This window comes from Paraburkholderia lebeckiae, from assembly GCF_014201005.1.
Classification (GTDB): Bacteria; Pseudomonadota; Gammaproteobacteria; order Burkholderiales; family Burkholderiaceae; genus Paraburkholderia; species Paraburkholderia tuberum.
Genome location: NZ_JACHDK010000002.1, coordinates 164985 through 187597, shown reverse-complemented (window position 1 = coordinate 187597; position 22613 = coordinate 164985). Strand labels below are relative to the sequence as shown.

General features: G+C 66.2%; 17 protein-coding genes and 1 pseudogene. 5 read left to right on the top strand and 13 right to left on the bottom strand.

Annotated features, from left to right (window positions below; all coding sequences use genetic code 11):
- Nucleotides 1–15: 15 nt before the first annotated feature.
- The 3 genes and pseudogenes from HDG39_RS04140 to HDG39_RS04130 form a co-directional block, all read right to left on the bottom strand.
- Complete coding sequence (locus tag HDG39_RS04140; RefSeq protein ID WP_184003492.1) at nucleotides 16–1989, bottom strand: hybrid sensor histidine kinase/response regulator; 1974 nt, start codon at nucleotides 1987–1989, stop codon at nucleotides 16–18.
- Between the two features lie 59 nt (nucleotides 1990–2048).
- Nucleotides 2049–2404: pseudogene (locus HDG39_RS04135) on the bottom strand (response regulator).
- Between the two features lie 80 nt (nucleotides 2405–2484).
- Complete coding sequence (locus HDG39_RS04130) at nucleotides 2485–4095, bottom strand: sensor histidine kinase (protein WP_184003490.1); 1611 nt, start codon at nucleotides 4093–4095, stop codon at nucleotides 2485–2487.
- Nucleotides 4096–4481: 386 nt separating this feature from the next.
- Here HDG39_RS04130 and HDG39_RS04125 point away from each other — a divergent pair, with 386 nt between their 5' ends.
- Complete coding sequence (locus tag HDG39_RS04125; RefSeq protein ID WP_018418096.1) at nucleotides 4482–4973, top strand: hypothetical protein; 492 nt, start codon at nucleotides 4482–4484, stop codon at nucleotides 4971–4973.
- A gap of 230 nt (nucleotides 4974–5203) precedes the next feature.
- Here the strand turns inward: HDG39_RS04125 and HDG39_RS04120 are convergent, their stop codons facing one another.
- Nucleotides 5204–7687 carry an AsmA family protein gene (locus tag HDG39_RS04120; protein WP_184003488.1) on the bottom strand — a complete coding sequence of 828 codons (2484 nt, stop codon included), beginning with the start codon at nucleotides 7685–7687 and terminating at the stop codon, nucleotides 5204–5206.
- 170 nt (nucleotides 7688–7857) lie between these two features.
- Here HDG39_RS04120 and HDG39_RS04115 point away from each other — a divergent pair, with 170 nt between their 5' ends.
- Together HDG39_RS04115 and HDG39_RS04110 are read left to right on the top strand one after the other, a co-directional pair.
- Nucleotides 7858–8598 (top strand): ABC transporter ATP-binding protein, encoded by a 741-nt coding sequence (locus HDG39_RS04115; protein WP_184003486.1) that lies wholly within the window; start codon nucleotides 7858–7860, stop codon nucleotides 8596–8598.
- Nucleotides 8595–9401 carry an ABC transporter permease gene (locus HDG39_RS04110; RefSeq protein WP_184003485.1) on the top strand — a complete coding sequence of 269 codons (807 nt, stop codon included), beginning with the start codon at nucleotides 8595–8597 and terminating at the stop codon, nucleotides 9399–9401. Before HDG39_RS04115 ends, HDG39_RS04110 begins: the two co-directional genes overlap by 4 nt.
- Before the next feature lie 36 nt (nucleotides 9402–9437).
- Here HDG39_RS04110 and HDG39_RS04105 read toward each other — a convergent pair whose 3' ends face one another.
- A complete protein-coding gene (locus tag HDG39_RS04105) occupies nucleotides 9438–9986 on the bottom strand; it encodes a DUF6013 family protein (RefSeq protein ID WP_184003483.1) in 549 nt (182 codons plus the stop codon).
- 233 nt (nucleotides 9987–10219) lie between these two features.
- On the bottom strand, nucleotides 10220–11236 hold the full coding sequence (locus tag HDG39_RS04100) for a zinc-binding alcohol dehydrogenase family protein (RefSeq protein ID WP_184003481.1): 1017 nt from the start codon (nucleotides 11234–11236) through the stop codon (nucleotides 10220–10222).
- 111 nt (nucleotides 11237–11347) lie between these two features.
- Between HDG39_RS04100 and HDG39_RS04095 the strand changes: the two genes are divergently transcribed.
- Nucleotides 11348–12316: a LysR family transcriptional regulator gene (locus tag HDG39_RS04095; RefSeq protein ID WP_184003479.1), complete on the top strand. Its 969-nt coding sequence runs from the start codon at nucleotides 11348–11350 to the stop codon at nucleotides 12314–12316.
- Nucleotides 12317–12341: 25 nt separating this feature from the next.
- Here HDG39_RS04095 and HDG39_RS04090 read toward each other — a convergent pair whose 3' ends face one another.
- The 4 genes from HDG39_RS04090 to HDG39_RS04075 all read right to left on the bottom strand — a co-directional run bounded on the left by HDG39_RS04090 (nucleotide 12342) and on the right by HDG39_RS04075 (nucleotide 18044).
- On the bottom strand, nucleotides 12342–12644 hold the full coding sequence (locus HDG39_RS04090) for a hypothetical protein (RefSeq protein WP_018418104.1): 303 nt from the start codon (nucleotides 12642–12644) through the stop codon (nucleotides 12342–12344).
- Nucleotides 12645–12731: 87 nt separating this feature from the next.
- Complete coding sequence (gene ligD / locus HDG39_RS04085; protein ID WP_184003477.1) at nucleotides 12732–15548, bottom strand: DNA ligase D; 2817 nt, start codon at nucleotides 15546–15548, stop codon at nucleotides 12732–12734.
- A 48-nt stretch (nucleotides 15549–15596) separates the two neighbouring features.
- Nucleotides 15597–16607 carry a non-homologous end joining protein Ku gene (gene ku, locus HDG39_RS04080; protein WP_184003475.1) on the bottom strand — a complete coding sequence of 337 codons (1011 nt, stop codon included), beginning with the start codon at nucleotides 16605–16607 and terminating at the stop codon, nucleotides 15597–15599.
- Nucleotides 16608–16808: 201 nt separating this feature from the next.
- Nucleotides 16809–18044: a cytochrome P450 gene (locus HDG39_RS04075; protein WP_184003473.1), complete on the bottom strand. Its 1236-nt coding sequence runs from the start codon at nucleotides 18042–18044 to the stop codon at nucleotides 16809–16811.
- A 281-nt stretch (nucleotides 18045–18325) separates the two neighbouring features.
- On the opposite strand from HDG39_RS04075, the gene serB reads away from it, so the two are divergent.
- Nucleotides 18326–19165, top strand: a complete 840-nt coding sequence (serB, locus tag HDG39_RS04070; protein WP_184003471.1) for a phosphoserine phosphatase SerB — start codon at nucleotides 18326–18328, stop codon at nucleotides 19163–19165.
- Between the two features lie 177 nt (nucleotides 19166–19342).
- On the opposite strand, the gene HDG39_RS04065 is transcribed toward serB, so the two are convergent.
- From HDG39_RS04065 to bktB, 3 genes are all read right to left on the bottom strand, one after another.
- Complete coding sequence (locus HDG39_RS04065) at nucleotides 19343–20527, bottom strand: cystathionine beta-lyase (protein ID WP_184003469.1); 1185 nt, start codon at nucleotides 20525–20527, stop codon at nucleotides 19343–19345.
- An 84-nt stretch (nucleotides 20528–20611) separates the two neighbouring features.
- Complete coding sequence (locus HDG39_RS04060; protein ID WP_184003467.1) at nucleotides 20612–21292, bottom strand: hypothetical protein; 681 nt, start codon at nucleotides 21290–21292, stop codon at nucleotides 20612–20614.
- Between the two features lie 63 nt (nucleotides 21293–21355).
- Nucleotides 21356–22540 (bottom strand): beta-ketothiolase BktB, encoded by a 1185-nt coding sequence (gene bktB, locus HDG39_RS04055; RefSeq protein WP_184003465.1) that lies wholly within the window; start codon nucleotides 22538–22540, stop codon nucleotides 21356–21358.
- Nucleotides 22541–22613 lie beyond the last annotated feature (73 nt).

Below are 22613 nucleotides of genomic sequence, written 5' to 3'. Positions count from 1 at the left end.
GCCCTTTATCGAACCTTACTCATCCTTTCGCCACTTCAACTGCGCGGCGTTTTCGATCATCGCTTCGAGCTGGCCGAAATTGACCGGCTTCGTCAAATGCGATGTAAAGCCCGCGCTCAAACAGCGGCGCACGTCCTCGTCGGTGCCGAAGCCGGTCAGAGCGACGGCTGGCACGTCGGAATGTTCGCGAAACGCCATGACGAAATCAAGACCGGTGCCATCTGGCAATCCGACATCGCTGACAACCAGATCGAAGCTGTGCAATTGCGTCGCCGCAAGCGCATCGTCGACGCGCCCGACCACCGTCACCTGATGACCCAAGCCGCGCATCAATTGGGCCATGACGTCGGCGGTGTCGGCATGGTCCTCGATCAGCAGCACGGACAGCGAACTCGCCGGCTGCACGCTGCTCGGCACGATGACCGGCGGCGCAGTGGCCGGCGCGGCGGCGGTCGGCAGCGTGATCGTGAAGGTCGCGCCGCAATGCGGACCGGGACTCTGCGCGGTCACAGTGCCGCCGTGCGCGTCCGTCAAAGCCTTCGTGATCGCGAGACCGAGACCCAGGCCGCCGAACTGCCGCGTCATGCTTTGGTCGCCCTGCTCAAACGCATTGAACAGCTTGCCGATTTGCTCCGGCTCGATGCCGATGCCGGTGTCTTCGACCGAGATCTGCACCTGCATGCGTTCGTCGCGTGTGCGCACATAGATATGGCCGCCGTCCGGCGTGAACTTCGCGGCATTGCGAATCAGGTTCCACAGCATCTGTTGCAGCCGCGCGCGATCGGCGAGCACATAGTGATGCGTCGCGTGCTTCTCGACATGCACGTCCTGCTGCTTGACCTGGATTTCGCTGCGAAAGAGTTCGAGCACGCTGTCGATCACGTCGTGTACGTCGACGGTCTCCAGCGACAGCCGCAGCTTGCCGTTCGCGACGCGCGTCAGATCGAGCAGATCGTCGATCAGTCGCGCCTCCAGTTCGACGTTGCGGCGGATCATGCGCACGCTCGCACACGCCTGCTCCGGCAGTTCCGGGATCGTCTCGAGCACGCTCGCTCCCGCGAGCACCGGCGTGAGCGGAGTGCGCAATTCGTGCGACAGCATCGCGAGAAAACGGTCCTTCGCGCGATTCGCTTCTTCGGCGGCCTGGCGCGCGGCCTGCTCGGACTCGAGCAGTCGCTCGCGCTCCTCGATCGCCTCGCGCTGCGAGTGGATGTCGGTGCAGCTACCGAACCATTTGCTGACGTTGCCATCGGCATCGCGCATCGCGACCACGCGCACGTCGAACCAGCGGTACTCGCCGTCGTGGCGGCGAATCCGCATCTCGTGCCGATAGTCGCCGCTGCGGCCCGCGACGGTCTTCAGCCAGCTTTGCCGGATCTGCTCGCGATCGTCGCGATGCACGGCGTCGAGCCACGCGAGACCATGCGAGCCATGTTCGGGCAAGCCGGTGTAGTCGTACCACTGCTTCGACAGGAAGTCGCAATCGCCGGCCGCGTCGCAGGTCAGCACGAGATGCGGCAACGTCTCCGACAGCGTGCGGTAATGGAGCTCGCGATCGCGCAGCAGTAGCGCTTCGTCGGACGCGCGTTGCAGCCGCACCTGCGACAACACGCGCTCCACGGCCTCTGGCAGATAGTCGAGATAGTCGCCGGACTTCGGCACCACGTCGGACACGCCCGCGCGCAGCGCTTCGATCACGCGCGACTCGTCGGTGAAGCCGGTCACGAGGATCGCCGGAATGCGCACGCCCTCCGCGCGCAGACGCCGGAAGAAATCGAGCCCGGTCTCCGGCCCGCGCAGCTGATAATCGAGCACGAGCAGATCGGGGCTGCCGCTCGCGACCCGCTCGCGGGCCGCCTCGACGCCGGCGCAGATCGTCACCCGGCAGCCGGCGCGTTCGAGCGACTTGCGCGCGAGCCGCAAGATGCCCTCGTCGTCATCGACGACGAGCACATAGGCGGCGCGCGGCGTGGACACTTCTTCGATCATGCAGGTGCTCTCCGGCTCGGTACGGTGCTCATCTTGTCATGAACGGCTTTCGGACAGCTTCAGGGCGGCGCGAGCCGATGCCCCGGAGGCAGTTTGACCACTTGCAGGAAAAAGCCGAGAGGCGCACGGCCTCGGTGAATGCATCGTATTCGACCGGCTTGCAGATATAGACGTTGCAACCGAGTTCGTAGCAGCGCGCGATTTCGCGCGGTTCCTCGGTCGTGGTCAGCACGATCATGGGCACGGCGGCGGTCTCGGGGGCTTCCTTCAGACGTCGCAACACCTCGAAGCCGTCGACGCGCGGCATCTTCAGATCGAGCAGCACGACGAAATTCGCCAGATTCCGCTCGACGAGCGTCGCGTGGCCGTCGTCGTCTTCGATCAGAACGATGCTGACCGCTTGCGCGTAATTCATAGGCTCTCCGTGCCAACGATTCGTCATCCATGCCGCCGGGAGGATGGCAGCGGCAGTGCCCGCGCCGGCATGCGCGGCGCTCAGAGGCGCCCCGGCTGCTCGGGCAGCACCACGAAAAAGGTCGATCCGGCGCCTTCGGCCGATTCGACCCAGACGCGCCCGCCGTGCCGCTCGACCGCGCGCCGCACCACCGCGAGGCCGATCCCCTCGCCGCTTGCGACGTCCCCGTGCAGACGCTGGAACGCCCGAAACACCTTCGACACATACACGGCCGGAATACCGAGCCCATTATCGCGGACGTAATAGGTGCGCATACGGACCACGCGCGGCTCGCTTTCGTCGACGGGTTCGGGCGCGAGCGCGCCGACCTCGATGCGCCCGCGGCGCGCCGGATCGAGGAAAGTCAGCGCATTGCCGATCAGGTTGCCGAAGATCTGCTCGACCGCCGCCGGATCGCCCCATGCGGGCGGCAGCTCGCGCACCGTGACGCTCGCGGCGCGCCGGTCGATCGTGCCTTGCAGCCCATCGACGACTCGCGCCACCGCGCGCCCGACGCTGACCCGCTGCCACTGGTATTCGAGCCGTCCCGCGCGCGAGATGCGCAACAGCGCGTCGATGATCGCCGCCGCGCGCGCGACCGCGGTGCGCAAATAGTGCAACGACTCGCGCACGTCGCCATCGAGGATCTGCGTCATGCGTCGTGCTTCGTTCTCCGGCAGACGAGCCTGTCCGACGAGCACGTCGAGTTCGTCGCACGATACGTGCAGCTCTTTCGAAAACCCCTGCAGATTGACGAGCGGCGAGCGCAGATCGTGCGACACGCTGTAGATGAACATCTCGTTGTCCTGCGTTTCCAGGCGCAATTCCTCATTGACGGCCGCCAGTTCGCGCGCGCGTGCTTCGAGCTCCGTCTTCAGCGCCTCCTGCCCGGCTTCCGCCTCGCGCAGACGCGCATCGGTCTGATGCAACACCGTGTCGAGCGCGGCGATTTCGTCGCTGCCCGACAACGGCGCCGCGAGCGGCCGGCCGCTGCCGAGCCGCTCGGCGTTATCGGTCAGCACTTCGAGGCGTTGGCCGATGCCGCGCGCGAACACGAAGGCGGTGACCGCCCAGATCAACATCGAGCCGAACACCGCGGCGATCAGCGCGCGCTGCTGAAGCTCGCGCCGCTCGCCGAGCGCGCTCGAGCGCTCGACGTCGAGCTCCGACGCCGCCGCGCCGAACTGGGCCAACTCGTCGCGGAACACGGCGATCTGCTCCGGCAACTCGCCGGTTTCGAGCGCGATATAGGGGCGTAGACTGCGCCCCTCGTGCAACGCCTGCGAGATCGCGACACTCTGTTCGCGATACGCGTCGATCGCGCGCCGCATGCTGCGTACGCGCTCGGCCTGGGCCGGCGTTTCGGCGACGAGCACATCGAGCTTCGCGAGCCGGTCATTCAGGTCGACCCACACCGCATGGCGGTCGATCAGCGAGGCGCTGCCCGTCACCATCGCCGTGCGCACGCGCGCGGCCTGACGCAGCAGCGGATCGACGATGGCCGACGACTCGTAGAGGATCTGCTTGCTGTTGTCGACCCATCGCGCGGCCTGCGCGGTCCGCTGCTGGGTATCGAAGACGACCCCGAGCAGCGCGAGTTCGACCACGCTCGGTATCGCGATCAGCAGCAGACCTTTGGTGAATAGTTTCATGGTTCCGTCAGGGCGTTCAGGCTGTGGTTCAGGCTGTCACTCGAACGGCTGGGCTCGCGCGCACCCGTCGCGCCCTGCAAGGCGGGCGCCAGCGCGGCTGGACGGGCCATTATCGACGTGAATCGGAGATATTTCAACGACGCGCCAGCAAGCGCTCGACCACACAAAAATGACTTTTTTATTGGGATGGGATGTTTTTTCCGCGCCGCCTGCGTCTATGATGGAGACAAGGTGTGCTGGGATGCGAATGCGCGCGGCGAGGCGGTTCGGCATGATTCGTGCGGGAGGCGGTGGGGCGATGCGGTAGCGTCGAATCATCGTGAATCCGGCCTTGTCGTATGCTATAAAAGATCGACGTGCGGCGCGCGAAAGCCGGGAGTGGTCGCATGAAGACGCAGCGATTCTTGCAATTCTTTTTCAGGCGAATTTTTATGTCCTTCCCGAAAAAGCGTAGACGCGCGAAGGTGGACGGCGACGAGTCGTTCCTCGCGGTTCTGCGGCATTTCAAGCCGTTCGGTCAACTCGACACCAAGATTGCGCGGGCTCGCGCGCAGGACGAACCGGTGCTCTATGCACACGTGCTGCCCGGACTCGACGTGCTTCTATGCAGTGTGCGCGGCGCACAGCCGCCCTACCCCGCACCAGCCGAATTGCGGCGGCGCTGCATCGAATCCATTACCAACGCGCTGGAGCAGCCGCTCGATGGTCTCGAGAACGGCGGCTACTGGTACGAGGCCGACGGCTTCGGCTTCCTCGTGTTCGCGAGCCGTGCGCGCGGCAAGATTCTGACGGAGTTCGGCGCGACACGAATCGGTACTCGCCGCGGCGTGCGTCGCCAGGATGCGTCGGGCGATGCCACACCGCGCTCGCTCAGATAGGCCGATCAGATGCCCTGAAGTTCAGGGCTGCTGACGGGGTCTCTCAGTCGTCATTCATCCGCAGTTTCGACAGCTGATGTCGTCACGCGTCGCTGGCGTCTTCGTCAGAGCGGTGCTACTTTCATCGACGCGCTCGCGTGCGGGCGGCACGCTGATCAGCCGCAGAAAGATCAGGCACAGGCCACCGCCGAGGCTCCAGCTCACCCAGTCCAAAGGCCAACCCGACAACATCAGCTGCCCTTGTATTCAGCCGCGCTCGCCGGCGACGGCGTCGCTCGCTTACGATCCACCGTGGCTGGCGACGACGCGCCGCCCGAAGACTTGTTGACCGGCGCTCCCTCGAGTGACATCGGCGCCTTCGGCTGTTGCTTGACGCCCGGCGGCGGCGCCTTTGGCATCTGCCGCACTTGCGCGAGCAATTGCGCGCACGGCAGCGGCTTGTTGTTGCTCGGCGCAAGCAGCGGGATCAGCGCCGCGAACGGATTGATCAGCCCGAGCCCGACCACCGCGCCGCCGCGCAACGCGAGCGCGGCCGCATTGACGCCGACGTGCGGATCCTTGAAGGTGCCCTTCACGTACAGCGGCGAACGCAGCGAAAAAACCCGGAAGCCCTTCGTATGCGGATGCACGCCCAGGTCCATCGTTTCGTCGCGCAGATTGATGTGACCGTCGATGTTGATCACCGCGTCGTCGGTATCGAGCGCGAACACGCGCGCTTCGAGCACGCCGTCGGTCGCGACGAAGTCGGTGGCCGCGCAGTTGATCTTCACGTCGCGCGTGCCGAACAGCTTTTCATAGACGACGTTCGCGACGTTGAGCCCGGCCGCCTCCATCAGCAGACGGCTCACGGTGCCGTCGGTCACGAGCGCCTTCAACTCGCCGTTCGAAGTCGCCGCGAGCGCCGCCGGCGAATTACCGGTCGCGGACAGCGACGCATCGCCGTTGATCTCGCCGAGCGCGTTCTGCATAGTCTTGAAGCTCGGGAACAATTGCTTCAGCTTGATATGCCGCGCCGACATCGCGAAGCGGCCCTTCAGCGGCGCCGCGCTGCCATCGAGATGAATGTCCGACGCGAGCGAGCCGCCCGCGACGCCGAACTTCAGCGGCACGAGCGACAGCACGCCGTCGGTCATCACGACGTGCGTGTACAGATCCGTGATCGGCAGGTTCGAGTTCTTGATGATGCGCCGGCCGGTGAACTTGACGTCGGCGTCGATCGCCTTCCAGCGGTCGGTGCGGAACTCCTCGACCGGCAGTGCGCGGTTGCTCGGCTGCGCGGCGGCGTCGCCGCGCCTCGCCTTGCTCGCGTTCGAATCGGCGCCGATCACCGGCGCGAGATCCGAGAACTGCAACAGATGCGACTCGATTTCGCCCTGCAGCAGGGGACGTGGCTCGCGCCCGGTATAGGTCAACGAACCGTTCAGATCGCTGCCGCCGACCCGGCCTGTAAAGTTTTCATACGTGAACACGTTGCCGCTCGCCTTGAACTGACCGATCAGATGGCCCTCGGTCGCGTACGGCGGGGTCTCGGGCAAGGTCACGCCGGTCAACGAATACAGGCGCGCCATGCTGTTGCCCTGCAGCCAGAGACGCAGATCGAGCGCCGCGAGATGCGCCGGATCGGTGACCGTGCCGACGAAGGCGATATGCAGATCGCCGGCTTTGACATCGGCTTGCACTGGGAACGGCCGGTTCGCGTCTTGCAGCGCGAGCACGCCGCCGAGCTTGCCGCTGCCCGACACCGGCGTGCGGTTGTAGGTGCCCTTGACGGTCCAGCCGATCGCATAAAGCGGCGTCGCGGGCCTGGCGCCAGGTGCGGTGCCGCTCGCCCCCGAGACAGCCGCGGCCGGGCTGGCGCTCCCGCTGGTGGTTTCGGCTGGGGCGGCGGCGCCGCTCGTCGCGAGCACGCCGGAACTCACGCCCACGCCCGACGTTGCGGACGCGCCCGATGCGCCCGATGCCTGCGCTGCCGCTTCATAAGCCGCCGCAGCGGAAGCCGCCTTCGCCTCCGAGGCCGCCTGTGCCTCGGCCTGGGCGGCGAGTTGGCGCGCGCCCGCGCGGCCGACTGCCTGAGCCGACGCGCTGCGCGAGGCCGCTTCCTGCTGCTTCAGCGCGTCGCCGATCGGGATCGGCTGCCCGAGCGTATCGACGACCATCTGCACCTCGACCTTCTTCTGCTGATCCGACAGCGCGATGTTGCCCTTCGCGAACGCGATGTCGTGCAGATCGAGCTTCCACTCGGTGGGTCCGCTCGACGACGGCAGCTTGAAGGTCCAGTTATTGCGCCCGTCGACAAGACGTTCCAGATCGACCGACGGATTCACGAGGTTGATCGCCGGAATCACGATGTCGTGCGCGAGCAGCGGCAGCACCTCGACCTCGAAGTCGATTTCGTCGAGCGTCGCGAACTGCAGCTGTTTGGTCCAGTCGGGATTGCCGATCGCAATGTTGGCCGCCGAAAAGCGCGGCCAGGGCACCCAGCCGCGCCAGCCGGTTTCGCCGACCGCATGACGCCAGCCCACCTTCAGGTCGCCGTTGATTGCGAACGGCCGGCCGATCGCCTGGCTGACTTTGTCGTCGATGTAAGGCCGCGCGCGGTTCCAGTCGAAGGTCAGGATGAAGATGACGAGCGCGAAGATCAGGATCACGAGCGCCGCAAGCAGCCATGCAAGGATTTTTCCGACCCGTCGTCCGGTGCCGCTCGACACTGCCATTGAAAAGCTCCGCGTGTTGTTCTGCGTTGTGCACGGTGCAGCAGTTATCGTGCCTGGGGCGCGAGCGTGAATCGCCGCGTCGGTCGTGCGCTGTTGCGCCTCGTCGTTTTATCATGGCGCACGCTTTGTCGACAGTCCCACCGGCACACCCTCCCCACGACGTTCCAACCATGACCGATGTTCCCTTCGTCCTCGCCGACGGCATCGTGCGGCGCGATGCGCAGCGCGGCCTGACGCTGTTGCAGCCGACCACCTTCGCCCTGCGCGCCGGCGAGCGCGTCGCGATTACCGGACCGTCCGGCTCCGGCAAGAGCGTGTTTCTGCGCGCGCTCGCGCTGCTCGATCCGGTCGATGCGGGGCGCATCCTGTGGCATGGCGCGCCGCTCGAGCGTGCGCGGATTCCGCGCTACCGGCGCGCAATCGCGTATATCCGGCAGCGGCCCGCGCTGATCGACGGCAGCGTCGAAGACAATCTGCGCTATCCGTTTGAGCTGCGGGCATATCGCGACGCGCGCTTCGATCGCGCGCGCGCGGCCCGGCTCGCGATGCAGGCCGGCCGCGGCGAGGACTTTCTCGGCAAACGCGCAAGCGAACTATCGGGTGGCGAAGCGCAGATCGCCGCGCTGATCCGCGTGCTGCAACTCGCGCCCGAAGTGCTGTTGCTCGACGAGCCGACCGCATCGCTCGACCCGGCGTCGTCGCGCGCGATCGAAGCGCTCGTGCAGGCGTGGTTCGGTGCCGCGCCGGGCGCTCACGCATCGATGTGGGTGTCGCATGATCTCGAGCAGGCAACACGCATGAGCGAACGGCATCTGACGATGCGCGCCGGCGTACTGGCCGAACACACTCCCGTGCGGCGCGATGCTGACCAACGCGCTCCCGCGGACCAGCGTCGGGAGCCCCGCCAATGAGCCTGCAGAATCTGAGCTTGTGGGACGTCGCGATCGCGACGCTGCTGATCGTCGTGAATGGCGCGGTGTCCGTCGCGCTGAAGCTCGATCTCGAGCGCAAGCTCGCATGGGCGGCGGTGCGCACCGTGGTCCAGTTGCTCGCGATCGGCTATGTGCTCGGCTGGGTGTTCAGTTTCGCTCGCTGGTACGTGGTGCTGCCGCTGATGATCGTGATGACGCTGATCGCCGGTTTCGCCGGCGCGCAGCGCGGCAGCCACACCTATGCCGGACAACGCGCCGACAGCGTGCTGTCGATCTGGCTCAGCTCGTGGCTCGTAGCCGCAGTGGGACTGTTCGTCGTGATCCGCATCCATCCGTGGTACGCGCCGCAATATGCGATTCCGATTCTCGGCATGATCCTCGGCAACACGCTGACCGGTGTATCGCTCGGCATCGAGCGGATGACCGAGGAGCTGACCGCGCGGCGCGACCGCGTCGACATGGCGCTCGCGCTCGGCGCGACTCGCTGGGAGGCCGCTCAGGCGCCGGCGCGCCAGGCGGTGCGCGCGGGCATGATGCCGACGTTGAACCAGATGGCGGTGGTCGGCGTCGTCAGTTTGCCGGGCATGATGACCGGTCAGGTGCTGGCCGGGCAGTCGCCATTGCAGGCGGTGCGCTATCAGATCGTCATCATGTTTCTGATCGCGGCGGCGTCAGCGCTGGGGACCGTGGGCGCGGTGCTGCTCACGTACCGGCGGCTCTTTTCGGCCGAGCATCAGTTCTTGCCGACGCGGCTCGTCGAGCGTGAGGCACGCAAAGGATGACGTACAAGGATGACGCGCTAGCGCGCGCTCGAACCTTCACCGCTTCGCGGTGACGGCGATCTCCGTGCCGTCGGTCAGCGTCAGCGTTTTCGTCGTGCCGTTGACCGGCATCGTGAAACGCACGATCTGACTCACGCGCACATCGTTCGGACACTTGAGCGTCTTGCCGCCGCTCGTCACGGTTTTCACGCCATGCGGCGTCTGCGCCTGGAAGCTCAGCTGTACGGCCGCGGTGCCGTCGCTCGACACCACCGGCGCGAAGCGGATCTGCGTCTGGCGGATCATTGCGCCATTCTCGTCGACCGGCAGCGACGCATAGTCCGGGCATGCGTCCGAGCCGGGCACCGGACCGCCGGGCGGCACGGTCTTCCACGTGAAGTCGTCCGATTCGCCCGAGCGGATCGTGCGGGTCTCCTGGGAATTGCCGAACTGTTTGGACGTGACGCGAACGGTGTAGCGGATCGGACCGTCGAGCGCGGCCTTGTTGGTCACCGTGATCGGCGTGGCTGCGCGAGCAGCCGGCACGAGCGCGCAGGCGAGAGAAGCGACAACGGAAACGGCGGAGAGTTTGAAGCTGAAGCTCATACTGTCACCTCCTTGTTGTGCCGCTGCGCGCTCGCGTCGACGCGACTGCCTGTGCACTGTTCACGCACTGCCGAGGGCCGGCCGGTTCATACCGGCTTGCCTCGCCGCAAGACACGCAACCGTTTTGGCATGCTGCGTCGTCAGTCTAACGCCAAGCGCGCTGCCGCGCGTGCCGTGTCGGCTCGGGTGTTAACCCGCTTGCGGCGACGCGCTTTCTGCGCGTCGATTTCATCTCAGAAGCCGGTCAGCACCAGCTTGCCGATCGCGCGTCCTGCTTCGAGCAACCCATGCGCGCGACGCAGATTCTTCGCGTTGATGCGGCCGAGGTCCTCGCCGAGCGTCGTGCGCAACGTGCCCGCATCGACGAGCCGCGCGATCTCGGTCAGCAGCTTGTGCTGCTCGATCATGTCGGTCGTGCCGAACATCGAGCGGGTGAACATGAACTCCCAGTGAAACGCGGCGCTCTTCGCCTTCAGCAATTCGACGGGCACGGCGGCGCTGTTCTCGACGATCGTGCAGACGCCGCCTTGCGGCTTGATCAGTTGCGCGGCGGCCGGGAAATTACGGTCGGTGTCGTTGAAGATCAGTACGTAGTCGACCTGCTCGATGCCGATCTCCTTCATCTGCGCGGGCACATCGCCGAAATGATCGACGACGTGATCCGCGCCGAACTCCCGGGCCCATTTCGCCGATTCGGGCCGCGACGCGGTCGCGATCACCTGCAGCTTGCCGAGCTGCTTCGCGAGCTGGATGCCGATCGAGCCGACCCCGCCCGCGCCGCCGAAAATCAGCACCGTCCGGCCTGCGTCGGCGCCCTGAGGCGATACGCCGAGGCGATCGAACAATGCTTCCCACGCAGTGATCGCGGTCAGTGGCAGCGCGGCTGCGTGCGTGAAATCGAGCGACGCCGGCTTGTGCCCGACGATCCGTTCGTCCACCAGATGAAACTCGCTGTTGGCCCCCGGCCGCGTAATGCTGCCCGCATAGAACACCGGATCGCCGACCTTGAACAGCGTGACCTCGGGCCCGGCCGCGACGACGGTGCCTGCCGCATCCCAGCCGAGCACGCGCGGCGTCTTCTCGAGCGTGTCTTTCGGCGCGCGCACCTTGGTGTCGACCGGGTTCACGGAAATGGCTTCGACCTTGACCAGCAGATCGCGGCCGGTCGCTTCGGGTTTCGGGATCTCGACGTCGACGAGCGCTTCGGCGTGATCGATGGGCAGATAACGGTAGAGTCCGACGGCTTTCATGGCTGCTCCTTGTGGGTTCGGTTGATGTGACGCATGACTCGTATCGTACGATGATTCTTATTCTGATAAAACAGGCATAATCGCTGAAACATTTTTTGGTTTTTCAGAATAATGGACGATTCAAGCCGGGCCGTCCGGTCCGTGCCGAACGAACGCGAACGGCTCGATCTGCTCGACGTCGCGTTGTTCGTGCGTGCCGCGCTGCTCGCCAACGTGTCGGCGGCCGGGCGCGAGTTCGGATTATCGGCGGCGGTCGCAAGCGCACGGATCGCACAACTCGAAAAGATCCTCGGCGCGCGTTTGTTGCATCGGACCACGCGCCGCATCAGCCTCACCCAGGACGGTGAAGTGTTCATGACGCGCGCCGAGGCGCTGCTCGACGCGGCCGCCGCGGCGCGCGCATCGGTCGGCCGCGCGCAGGCCGCACCGCAGGGACGGCTGCGCGTGTCGATGCCGTCGTCGTTCGGGCGTCAGCATGTGTCGCCGGTGATCAGCGAGTTTCTGCGCCGCTATCCGGGTGTCAGCGTCGATCTGCGCCTGACCGATCAGGTGGTCGATCTGGTCGACGCGGGAATCGATGTCGCGATTCGCGTCGGCGTGCTGAAGGATTCGTCGCTGGTCGCGCGGCGGCTCGCGGTCAACCGCCGCGTGCTGTGCGCGGCCCCCGCCTATCTGGCCGCGCGCGGCACGCCGCATCATCCGTCGGATCTCGCGCGGCACGAGTGCATCATCCTGTCGGAGCAGCGCGACTGGCGCTTCGTGACGCCCGCCGGTCCGCTCGACGTGCGCGTGAGCGGCCGCCTCGTCACCGACAACGGCGAGGTGATTCGCGACGCGCTGCTCGCGGGCTTCGGCATCGCGCTGAAATCGACGTGGGACGTGGCGCCCCATCTGCGCAGCGGCAAACTCGTCAGCGTGCTCGATAGCTATCCTCTCGCGGACGACGTCGCGATCTGGGCCGTGTACCCAAGCCGCGCGTTCGTGCCGCCGAAGACGCTCGCCTTCATCGACTTCGTCACTGCGCATTTCGGCGATCCGCCGTACTGGGATCGCGAGCCGGTTGGCCTGGCGGGCGCGTAGGCGGCGCGATGCCCGCTACGCCGCGTCAGCGCTTGCCGCCCTTTGCGCCGCCCTGCTTGCGGTCCGAGTTCACATCGGCATGCGCGTCGTTCTGCGTGCGTTGCTGATACTCGCCGCCGCCGCGGCGGTCGGTATCCTGCTGCCCATGCTCGATGTCGTCATGAGCCTGCTTGCCGACATGGCGCGGCTCGTCCTCGTGCTGCGACTCGGGATGCTGGTCGGCTTCATGCGGCAGCGGCGCCGCGGCTTCCTGCAACGACTTCGGATCCTTGTTCGCGTGCGGGTCGGCTTGCGGGTCGCCATCGGTCGATTGCGGCAGGGTCTTCATTGCATCGCTCCTTCGCGAAGCGCGTTCGCGCGCAAAGTACGCGCGGCGCAATCGCGGGTTGGATTCCGCTCCCGGGACGAGCGCTCATCACCCGACGCCCAGACGTTTTTTCATCGCCGCGGTGATGCGCTGAGGCGTCTTTGCGTAGTCGGCCCACGGGTCGTTTCCGAGGCCGTCCACGCGCTCGTGGACGTTGCGGATGCTCCATTGATCGCCGCTCGTCGTGCTCTCCAGTTCGTCCCACGCGAGCGGTACCGACACCCCGAGCCCCGGCCGCGCGCGCGCCGAGAATGCGGCCACCGTGCTCGAGCCACGGTTGTTGCGCAGATAGTCGATGAAAATCTTTTTCTTGCGATTCTGCGCGCCCATCTTCGCGCTGAAGTACTGCGGCAGCGTCGTCGCCATGTGCTGCGCGACCGCCTGCGAGAAATCCTTCACTTCGTCCCAGCCGGCCTGCTTCGCGAGCGGCACGACCACGTGCAAGCCCTTGCCGCCGCTCGTCTTGCAGAACGACTTCAGGCCCAGTTCGTCGAGCAGCGAGCGGGTCAGTTGTGCGGCCTCGACCATGCGTTCCCAGCCGAGCGACGGGTCCGGGTCGAGATCGAACACCATGCGATCGGGCTTTTCGATATTCGACGCGACCGCATTCCACGTATGAAATTCGACGGTGCCCATCTGCGCGGCGCCGACCAGCGCGGCGAGCGTGTCGATCGTGATCAGCGGAGGATGGCCCGGATCGAGTCCCTCGTGCTGCGTGACGTGCGGAATCGACAGCTTCTGGCTGTGCTTCTGGAAGAACAGCTCACCGCCGATATCCTCGGGCGCGCGCACCAGCGCGACGGGCCGCTCGCGCAGATGCGGCAGCATCCATTCGGCGATTGATTCGTAGTACTGCACCAGTTCGAGCTTGCTTGCGCCGCTGTCTTTGTCGATCACGCGATCGGGATGCGAGATGCGCACGCCGGCGATTTCGCTCTGTGCGCGCGAGCGTGTTGCCGTGGTTCGGGCGGGCGCGCTTTGCTTGGCGGCGGGCCTGGCGGCACTGGCGGTCTTGCTGGTTGCGCGCTTTTTCGGCGCGTCTGTTCGTGGCGTATCGGTGGTGGCGGTTTCGGTTTGCTGTTGCACGTCGGCTCCTTGTCGGACGGTTTCCCTGACGATCTGGCGCGCCGGCTTGTCGTCGCGCAGGCTGACGAACGACGCCTGGCGCACGATGCCGTCGCCCGTCCATTCGGCGAAGTTGCATTCGGCAACGAGCACCGGCTCGACCCAATGCACGGGCGTGCGGCTGCGCTCGCGCGGTGTGCTCGCGAACGGCATGCGCTTGCTCGCGTGCGCGTCGAGCGCCCGTTTGACCGAGCGCAGCAGCGCGGCGTCGAAGCCCGTGCCGACGCGGCCCGCGTACTGCAGCCGGCCGTCGGCGTCGTAGACGCCGAGCAGCAGCGCGCCGAACGCCGCGCGGCTGCCGCCCGGCTCCGAATAGCCGCCGATCACGAACTCCTGGCGGCGCCGGCACTTCAGCTTGATCCACGACGGCGAGCGGCCCGACACATAGCTGCTGTCGCGCCGCTTGCCGATGATGCCTTCGAGCGCCATGTCGCACGCGCTCTTGAGCAACTCGTCGGCGCTGAACGCGAAGTCGTTCGAAAAGCGCAGCACGCGATCATCGACGCCTTCGAGCAGTGCCCGCAAAATCGCGCGGCGCTGTTCGAGCGGCACGTCGCGCAGGTCGTAGCCGTTCAGAAACGGCAGATCGAACAGATAGATCACGATGTCCTGCGGGCGATGCGCGTCGAACGCGTTTTGCAGCAACTGGAAGTTGGGCACGTCGCGTTCATCGAGCACGACCGCTTCGCCGTCGAGCCACGCGTTTTGCACGTCGAGTCCCGCGAACGCCTCGATCTGCTTGCTGAACTTTGCGGTCCAGTCGTTGCCATTGCGCGTGAGAATGCTGACGACGCCGCCCTTCGCCTTCGACGCATGGTCGATGCGCGCGAGCACGCGGTAGCCGTCGAACTTGATTTCGTAGAGCCAGTCATCGCCTGGCGGCGCGCTGTCGACGAGCGTCGCCAGCTCCGGCTTCAGGCTCGCGGGCAAGGCGGCTTTGACCGCGCCTTCGATCGATGGCGATGCGGCGAGTTCGCGTAGCGACTGCGCGCTGCGCGTCGCGACGATGTCGGGGCGTTTTGGATCGGCTGCGCGGCGCAAGGATGCGGATTTCGCCTGCTTGCCTGCGCTCGTGGCCTTGCCGTTGCGCGAGGTTTTCGTCTCCGCTTTCGATTGCTTTGTTTTCTTGCCTTTCGAAGCTCCGTCGGCCAGCACGCTGCCCGGCAGCTTCTTCAGCACGTCGTAGGCGCTTTCGTCGCGCGCTTCTTCGTCGCGCTCCTTGATCAGCAGCCATTGCTCCTTGTCGCCGCTGCCGCGCATGTGGCTCCGTACGAGCGTCCAGCTGCCATGCAGCTTCTCGCCGTGCAGATGAAACTTGAGCTTGCCGGCCGCGTACGACCGCGCGGCTTCGGCCGCGCCGCCCGCCGGCTCCCACGTGCCGCGATCCCACACGATCACGGTACCCGCGCCGTAGTTGCCGGGCGGAATCTCGCCCTCGAAGGTACCGTATTCGACCGGATGATCCTCGACGTGCACCGCGAGCCGCTTGACCGACGGGTCGAGGCTCGGCCCCTTCGGAACCGCCCACGACAGCAGCGCGCCGTTCAGTTCGAGCCGGAAGTCGTAGTGCAGACGCCGCGCGTCGTGCTCCTGGATCACGTAGGAGAGCGTATCGGGCGCGGCAGGCGTCGCGCGCTTGCCGGTCTTGCTCGCGGCGCGCTTGCGGGTCGTCGCGCCGGCCGGCTCCGGCGTATCCTCGAAGCGGCGCTTGCGATGATAGTGCTCGAGTCGGTCGTTCATGGCGATGACTCCGGTGCGTTTGGTGCGCTGGGCGGCTCGGCCGCGCGCTCAGGCCGCCGCGCGCCGTTTGCGGGACGTTGCGGTGGTTTTCGAGGTCGCGCGCCCGCTGCCGCCGCTACCGCTGCGACTGCGCGCCGTGCTTGCCGCGCGCGGCTTTTTGCGCGCGGGCGCGGCCGCCTCTTCATCGGACTCGGCCTCGCTATCGCTCTGATCCTCGTCCCCGTCGGCGGCGCGCTTGCGGCCTGTGGCGGCCTGCTTGCCCTTGCCGCGGCCAAGACTGCGGCGCAGCAGATCGGACAGGTCGAGAATGTCGGCGGACTTGCGCGACTCGTGCGGCGCTTCGACCTCGACGACCTCCTCGGTCTTGCCCGCCTTGATCTTGCGCTCGACGAGCGCCATGATGTCGTCGCGAAAAGTATCGTGATACTTCATCGGGTCCCACGTCTCGCTCATGTCGTCGATCAGCTTTTTCGCCATGTCGAGTTCTTTCGCCGACACGCCGGCGGCCTTCATGCCTTCGGGCGGCACGTTGAATTCGTCGAAATTGCGCACCTCGTCGGCCCAGCGCAGTGTGTTCAGCGCGAGCATCGGACCGAGCGGAATCAGCGCCGCCAGATGCTGCTTGTTGTGCAGCACGACACTCGCGACGCCGATCTTGCCCGACGCCGTCATCGCCTCGCGCAATAGCGCATAGACCTTTTCACCCTTGCGGTCGGGCGTCAGGAAATACGGCGTATCGAGATAGAGAAACGAGATGTCGGGGGCGTCGACGAACGCGAGGATGTCGACCGTCTGCGTCGACTCCGGGTTCGCCGAGCGGATTTCGTCGTCCGACAGGACGACGTAGCGATCCTTCTCGTACTCGAAGCCGCGCACGATGTTGTCGCGGGTCACGTCCTTGCCGGTACGCTTGTTGAACTGCTTGTAACCGATCGGATCGATCGTGCGCTTGTCGAGCAGATTGAAGCCGACCTTCTCCGACTGCGTCGCCGGATAAAGCTGCACCGGTACGTGGACGAGCCCGAAACTGATTGCGCCCTTCCAGATCATGTGTGCCATCGCGCGCTCCCCTGTCCCATGGCCCTGAGATATCACGCGAAGCAGCAAGCGTGCCCGCATTTCGGCGCGCTCGACACTGCTGCCACGCGCAAAGCAGGAGCGGGTCGAACCAGCGGCGTGCTGTCATGGGGTTGTAAGTCTTGCGACGAGGCGGCAAAACCTACGGCATTCCTGGTGCGCGCGGTCCACGCGGCGCCCGCATCAAGGCTCGAGCAGGACCGGTACCGACGCAAACCCGCGAAACCGCACGCGACCGCCCCGCGTCGGCTCACCGTCGACGCGATACGCCGGAAAGCGCTGCACGAAGCGCCCGATCGCAATCCGCGCCTCCAGCCGCGCCAGCGACAGACCCACGCACTGATGAATCCCGAACCCGAACGCGAGATGCCGGTTCGGGTCGCGGCGGATATCGAAGCGGTCCGGCTCGGCGAACTGCTCGGGATCGCGATTGGCCGCGCCGATGCACAGCGTGACCGGTGTGCCGCGCGCGAGCGCGACGCCGCCGATCTCGGTATCGACGGTGGCCATGCGATTGCCGAGCTGGTTCGAACTCTCGAAGCGCAAGCACTCCTCGACCGCGGTGCCGATCAACTCCGGCTCGCGCAGCAGCGCGGCACGCTCGTCAGGCCACTCGCTCAGCGTGACGAGCCCGTTGCCGATCAGGTTGGTGGTCGTTTCGTGCCCGGCGTTCAGGATGAAAATGCAGTTCTGCAGCAGTTCGGCTTCAGATAGGTGCTCGTCCGGCCCCTCTCCCTGGATCAACCGCGTCAGCACGTCGTGCTGCGGATCGCCCGGCTCGCGGCGGCGTCGTGCGACGAGGCCGCGCAGATGGTCGACGAATTCGCTGACCGCGCGAATGCCGCGCTCGAACTGCGCGTCGGTCAGCGACGGCTCGAGCGCGCCCAGTATCGCGAGCGACCAGTCGCGCAGCGGCGCGCGTTCATCGTGCGGCACGTCGAGCAGATTGCCGATGACCTCGACCGGAATCGCCGACGCGAATTCGTCGATCAGATCGATACGTCCGCGCTGCGCGGCCGCATCGAGCAGGCCGTCGACGAGCCTGATCAGCGCGGGCTCCATCGCCGCGATCGCGCGCGCGGTCAGCGCGCCGGCGATCAGCTTGCGCACACGCGTATGGCGCGGCGGATCGTTGAACACGAGACTCGTGGTGTGATGCGCATAGAGGAGAGAGTCGCCGTATTTCGGGCGGAACTCGACGGTCTTGTCGGAGCTGAAGGTCTTGGGGTCGCGGTAGACCGCCTGCACGTCGCGAAAGCGCGTCAGGAACAGCGAGCCGTCGGGCATGCGCCGGATTGGCTCATAGCTGCGCAGTGCGTGATAGACCGGATAGGGATCGGCGTAGAACGCCGGGCTCAGATGACGCAGATCGAAGTCGCGGGCAAGGGAGGATGCCTCGCTGGCGGTTGCCGGGGTCATGCGTTGTCTCCGTGGGGCGTCTTGTTGCGCCCGTGTGGGGTGGTGGGTTCGTGTGACCGTATTCATTCGGTCTGTTCCGTTACGGCGATGCGCCGAACGCCGGCTTGAGCCAACGCGACGACTGCATCACATGATTCGATGCGCCAGTATGAACCGCACGCCGCCGGAGCGCACGGCAAGTCCGGCACAGCCGCCTGCGACGGGCCAACGCACAGAACCGATACAATAGCGGGATTTTCCGCGCGCCACGCGCCTCTTTCTTTCCGCGCCACCGGTCGTCCATGAACCTCGTGATTCAAAGCGTCGCCCCCCTTTCCGCCGACCACCACAAAACGCTCGTCGCGCTCGCACGCGGCTCGCACGCCGCCGTCATCGACGAGCACGCGATCCGCATCGCCGACGCGAACCTCGCGCAACGCGCCGACGTCGAAGCGTATTGCTATGCGCATCAACTTGACTACGCGTTTGTCGAAACCGGCCGCCTGTTGAGCGACTTCGGCCTCGTCGCAATGGACATGGATTCGACGCTGATCACGATCGAGTGCATCGACGAAATCGCCGATTTCTGCGGGCTCAAAGCCGAAGTCGCGGCGATCACCGAGGCTGCGATGCGCGGCGAGATCAAGGACTTCAACGAGAGCCTGATTCGTCGGGTCGCGCTGCTGAAAGGGCTCGACGCCAGCGCGCTCGAGCGCGTGTACGAGGAGCGGCTGCGGTTGTCGCCGGGCGCCGAACGCATGCTGGCCGGCGCGAAACAGGCGGGCCTGAAAACGCTGCTCGTGTCGGGCGGCTTCACGTTCTTCACCGCGAAGCTGAAGACGCGCCTTGGGCTCGATTTCACGCGCGCGAACACGCTTGAGATCATCGACGGCAAGCTGACCGGCAATGTGATGGGCGAGATCGTCAATGCCGAGGTGAAAGCGCGCATGCTGCGCGAAACCTGCGCGACGCTCGGCATCGAACCGTCGCGCGCAATTGCGATCGGCGACGGCTCGAACGACCTGAAAATGATGGCCGAAGCCGGACTCTCCGTTGCATTCCGGGCGAAGCCGGTGGTGCGGGAAGCAGCCAGCGTGTCGTTCAATTTCGTTGGACTGGACGGTTTGCTGCGGTTGGTTTGAGGCTGGCGCTTGAGGGATCCGTTATCGCTCGCGTCGGCACAACGTAGCGTCGCGCCGCGGCATCGAACATTCGGCCGAACGGTCGGGTCTGCCTGATACTCAGGGCAACAAAAAAGCCCGCTGGGAAGAGATCCCGGCGGGCTTCTCGAACAACGTGTCGAACAGGGCTAACGCGTGTTAAGCCAGCCTGGCCAGGCTCTGCTCGATATCCGCACGCAGGTCCGCCTCGTCTTCCAGACCGATATAGAAGCGCACCAACGTGCCGCGATGCGGCCACTGCGCCGCAGCGCGCATCGACGCGATGTCGTACGGCATCGCGAGGCTATGCGCGCCGCCCCAGCTCCAGCCGAGCGAAAACAGTTCGAGTGACTCGCAAAACGTGTCGATCTGCGCCGCGCTGTACCGCTCGTCGAACACCACCGAGAACAGTCCGCCCGCGCCGCTGAAATCGCGCTTGTACACTTCGTGACCCGGACAGTCGGCGAGCGCCGGATGCAACACCGCGACGATTTCCCGCCGGCTCTTCAACCACGTCGCGAGCGACAGCGCCGCGCGATCGTGCTGCGCGAAACGCAACTGCATGCTCGGCAGGCTGCGCAGGATCAGTGAGCAGTCGTCCGAGGACACGCCGATGCCCATGCGCATGCGCGCCGCCTTCAGCTTCACATGCACGTCGCGGTCGACCGTGATCGTCGCGCCCATCAGCACGTCGCCGCCGCCCGACTGGTATTTGGTCAGCGCCTGCACCGAGATGTCGACGCCGTGGTCGAACGGCCGGAACGCGAGGCCTGCGGACCACGTGTTGTCGATCGCGGTGACGACCTTGCGCGCGCGCGCCTCCGCCGTGATGGCCGGTACGTCGGGCACTTCCATCGTCACCGAGCCGGGCGCCTCGATCCAGATCAGGCGCGTGTTCGGCTGGATCAGACTGGCGATGCCCGCGCCGATCAGCGGATCGTAGTAGCGCGCCGTGATACCGAAATCGCGCGCGAGCCAGTCGCCGTGGTCGCGGTTCGGCGAGTACACGTTATCGGGAATCAGCACGTCGTCGCCGGTCTTCACGAGGCCGAAGTAGACGTTCGAGATCGACGACAACCCCGACGGTTGCAGCAGCGCATGATTGCCGCCCTCGATCGCGGCGAGGCGTTGAGCGAGCGCGATCTGCGTCGGCGTCGCATGCAGGCCGTAGCGCCATTGCGCGTCGTTTTTCCAGTCGAGCGCGCGCATCGCGGCGAGGTCGGGAAACACCACCGTCGACGCGCGCGTGACGGGCGTCGAGAACGATTCGAAGCCCGGCGTGATCTGGTCCTCGGCACGCACGATGCGGGTCTGCAAGCCATGTTTGAATTTGGATTCAGTCATGTGAAGCTCGGTGAAAAACATAGTGAAGCGAACCTGAAGCAACGGCCGCACTGCGCGATTCCGGATGCCCGGCGCGCGTGCGCATCAGTAGCCCGTTTGCAGGTTGCTGACGCCGCCCACTGGGTGCCCGCCGGCAGCGGATGCCGGCGCGGGAGCCGCCGCTGCGCCGTTGGCCGCGGCCGGTTGCGGTGAGGGGGCTGCAGGCCTCGCCGCCGCACCGCCGGCCGAACCGGCCACCGGCACCGCCTGCCCTGCCGCCAGCGGCTTCAGGTTGAATTCCTGCGGGTTCGAATCGTCGACGTTCATGCGGTCGCCTTCGAGCGAGCCGTCCGCCGCGAACTTGCCGACCCAGTTGCCGGTGATATGCGTGCCGTCGTTCGATTCCTCGACTTCGAGCGTATCGCCGTCGCGATCGCCGGCGATCAGAATCACCTCGCCGCTATCGGTGTACTGATACTCGCCGTGCACGCCAGATGGATCGTCGGTCTTGGGCCCGAGCCGCAGCACGATCGGCCGCGCGCCGAGCGTGCCCGCGTAGCGCGGAAACTTCGCGAACTCGGGGCTCGGTTTCAGCGGCAGCTGGATCGGCGGCGGCGCGGCCAGTGCCTTGACCGCATCGCTTTCCGCCCACGCCTGCGACGGCAGCCACAGCACCGTGCCGGCGCACAGCAGTGCGGCAGCGCTCGCCACCACGCCGGCGCGCCGGCGCAAGGCGCGCGTTGCCGTGCGGGTTGCCGAACCCTTCGTCACTTTCGCTTCCTGCATCCTGTCTATCCTTGTTACTGGTTCCTGCTCGCTACCTATGCCGCGCCGGGCTTCCGTGCGCGATCAGAGACGCTCGAAAACCGCCGCGATGCCCTGCCCCCCGCCGATGCACATCGTGACGAGTGCATAACGCCCGCCGATGCGCTGCAGCTCATACAGCGCCTTGACGGTAATCAGCGCGCCGGTCGCGCCGATCGGATGGCCGAGCGAAATGCCCGAGCCATTCGGATTGACCTTGGCCGGATCGAAGCCGAGTTCCTTGCTGACCGCGCAGGCCTGCGCGGCGAATGCCTCGTTGGCCTCGATCACGTCGAGATCGGCGACCGTCAGACCCGCCCGCTCGAGCGCCTTGCGGCTCGCCGGCACCGGCCCGATGCCCATGTACGCCGGATCGACGCCCGCATGCGCGTACGACACGAGCCGCGCCAGCGGCTTCACGCCGCGCCGCTCGGCGACGCTACGCTCCATCAGTACGACGGCCGCGGCCGCGTCGTTGATGCCCGAGGCGTTGCCCGCCGTCACCGTGCCGTTTTCCTTCGCGAACACCGGCTTCAACTTCGCGAAGTCGTCCGCCGTTGCGTTCAGCCTCGCGTGCTCGTCCGTGTCGAACACGACGTCGCCCTTCTTCGACGCAATCGTGATCGGCAGAATCTGTTCCTTGAAGTAGCCGCTCGTGATCGCGTGGGCCGCGCGGCGGTGCGACTCGAGCGCGAGCGCGTCCTGGGCGTCGCGCGAGATCTCGTACTTGCGCGCGACGTTCTCGGCGGTCACGCCCATGTGGATCGACTGGAAAGGATCGTTGAGCGCGCCGACCATCATGTCGACGAGACGCGCGTCGCCCATGCGCTGTCCGAAGCGCGCGGCCGGCATCGAGTACGGCGCGCGGCTCATGTTTTCCGCGCCACCGCCGATCGCAATGTCGGCGTCGCCGAGCAGCACGCTCTGCGCGGCCGAAACGATGGCCTGCAAGCCCGAGCCGCACAGCCGGTTGACGGTCAGCGCGGGCGTATGCTGCGCGACCCCGCCGTTGATCGCCGCGACGCGCGCGAGATACATGTCCTTCGGCTCGGTGTGCACGACGTTGCCGAACACGACGTGGCCGACTTCGTCGCCCGACACGCTCGCGCGCTCGAGCACTTCGCGCACGACACGCGCGCCGAGGTCGGTCGGCGCGAAATCCTTCAGGCTGCCGCCGAACGTGCCGATTGCCGTGCGCACACCGCTCACCACCACTACGTCCCGTTGCATCGCTTGTCCCTCCTGTTGTCTCTCCAGTCTGCCTGGATGATTGCGCCAGCGCGGGCCATGCTGCGCCGCGCAG

Coding starts and splice junctions, on each gene's coding strand:
- HDG39_RS04140 (WP_184003492.1), bottom strand. CDS start 1,989: ATGATCGAAGAAGTGTCCACGCCGCGCGCCGCCTATGTGCTCGTCGTC.
- HDG39_RS04130 (WP_184003490.1), bottom strand. CDS start 4,095: ATGAAACTATTCACCAAAGGTCTGCTGCTGATCGCGATACCGAGCGTG.
- HDG39_RS04125 (WP_018418096.1), top strand. CDS start 4,482: ATGAAGACGCAGCGATTCTTGCAATTCTTTTTCAGGCGAATTTTTATG.
- HDG39_RS04120 (WP_184003488.1), bottom strand. CDS start 7,687: ATGGCAGTGTCGAGCGGCACCGGACGACGGGTCGGAAAAATCCTTGCA.
- HDG39_RS04115 (WP_184003486.1), top strand. CDS start 7,858: ATGACCGATGTTCCCTTCGTCCTCGCCGACGGCATCGTGCGGCGCGAT.
- HDG39_RS04110 (WP_184003485.1), top strand. CDS start 8,595: ATGAGCCTGCAGAATCTGAGCTTGTGGGACGTCGCGATCGCGACGCTG.
- HDG39_RS04105 (WP_184003483.1), bottom strand. CDS start 9,986: ATGAGCTTCAGCTTCAAACTCTCCGCCGTTTCCGTTGTCGCTTCTCTC.
- HDG39_RS04100 (WP_184003481.1), bottom strand. CDS start 11,236: ATGAAAGCCGTCGGACTCTACCGTTATCTGCCCATCGATCACGCCGAA.
- HDG39_RS04095 (WP_184003479.1), top strand. CDS start 11,348: ATGGACGATTCAAGCCGGGCCGTCCGGTCCGTGCCGAACGAACGCGAA.
- HDG39_RS04090 (WP_018418104.1), bottom strand. CDS start 12,644: ATGAAGACCCTGCCGCAATCGACCGATGGCGACCCGCAAGCCGACCCG.
- ligD (WP_184003477.1), bottom strand. CDS start 15,548: ATGAACGACCGACTCGAGCACTATCATCGCAAGCGCCGCTTCGAGGAT.
- ku (WP_184003475.1), bottom strand. CDS start 16,607: ATGGCACACATGATCTGGAAGGGCGCAATCAGTTTCGGGCTCGTCCAC.
- HDG39_RS04075 (WP_184003473.1), bottom strand. CDS start 18,044: ATGACCCCGGCAACCGCCAGCGAGGCATCCTCCCTTGCCCGCGACTTC.
- serB (WP_184003471.1), top strand. CDS start 18,326: ATGAACCTCGTGATTCAAAGCGTCGCCCCCCTTTCCGCCGACCACCAC.
- HDG39_RS04065 (WP_184003469.1), bottom strand. CDS start 20,527: ATGACTGAATCCAAATTCAAACATGGCTTGCAGACCCGCATCGTGCGT.
- HDG39_RS04060 (WP_184003467.1), bottom strand. CDS start 21,292: ATGCAGGAAGCGAAAGTGACGAAGGGTTCGGCAACCCGCACGGCAACG.
- bktB (WP_184003465.1), bottom strand. CDS start 22,540: ATGCAACGGGACGTAGTGGTGGTGAGCGGTGTGCGCACGGCAATCGGC.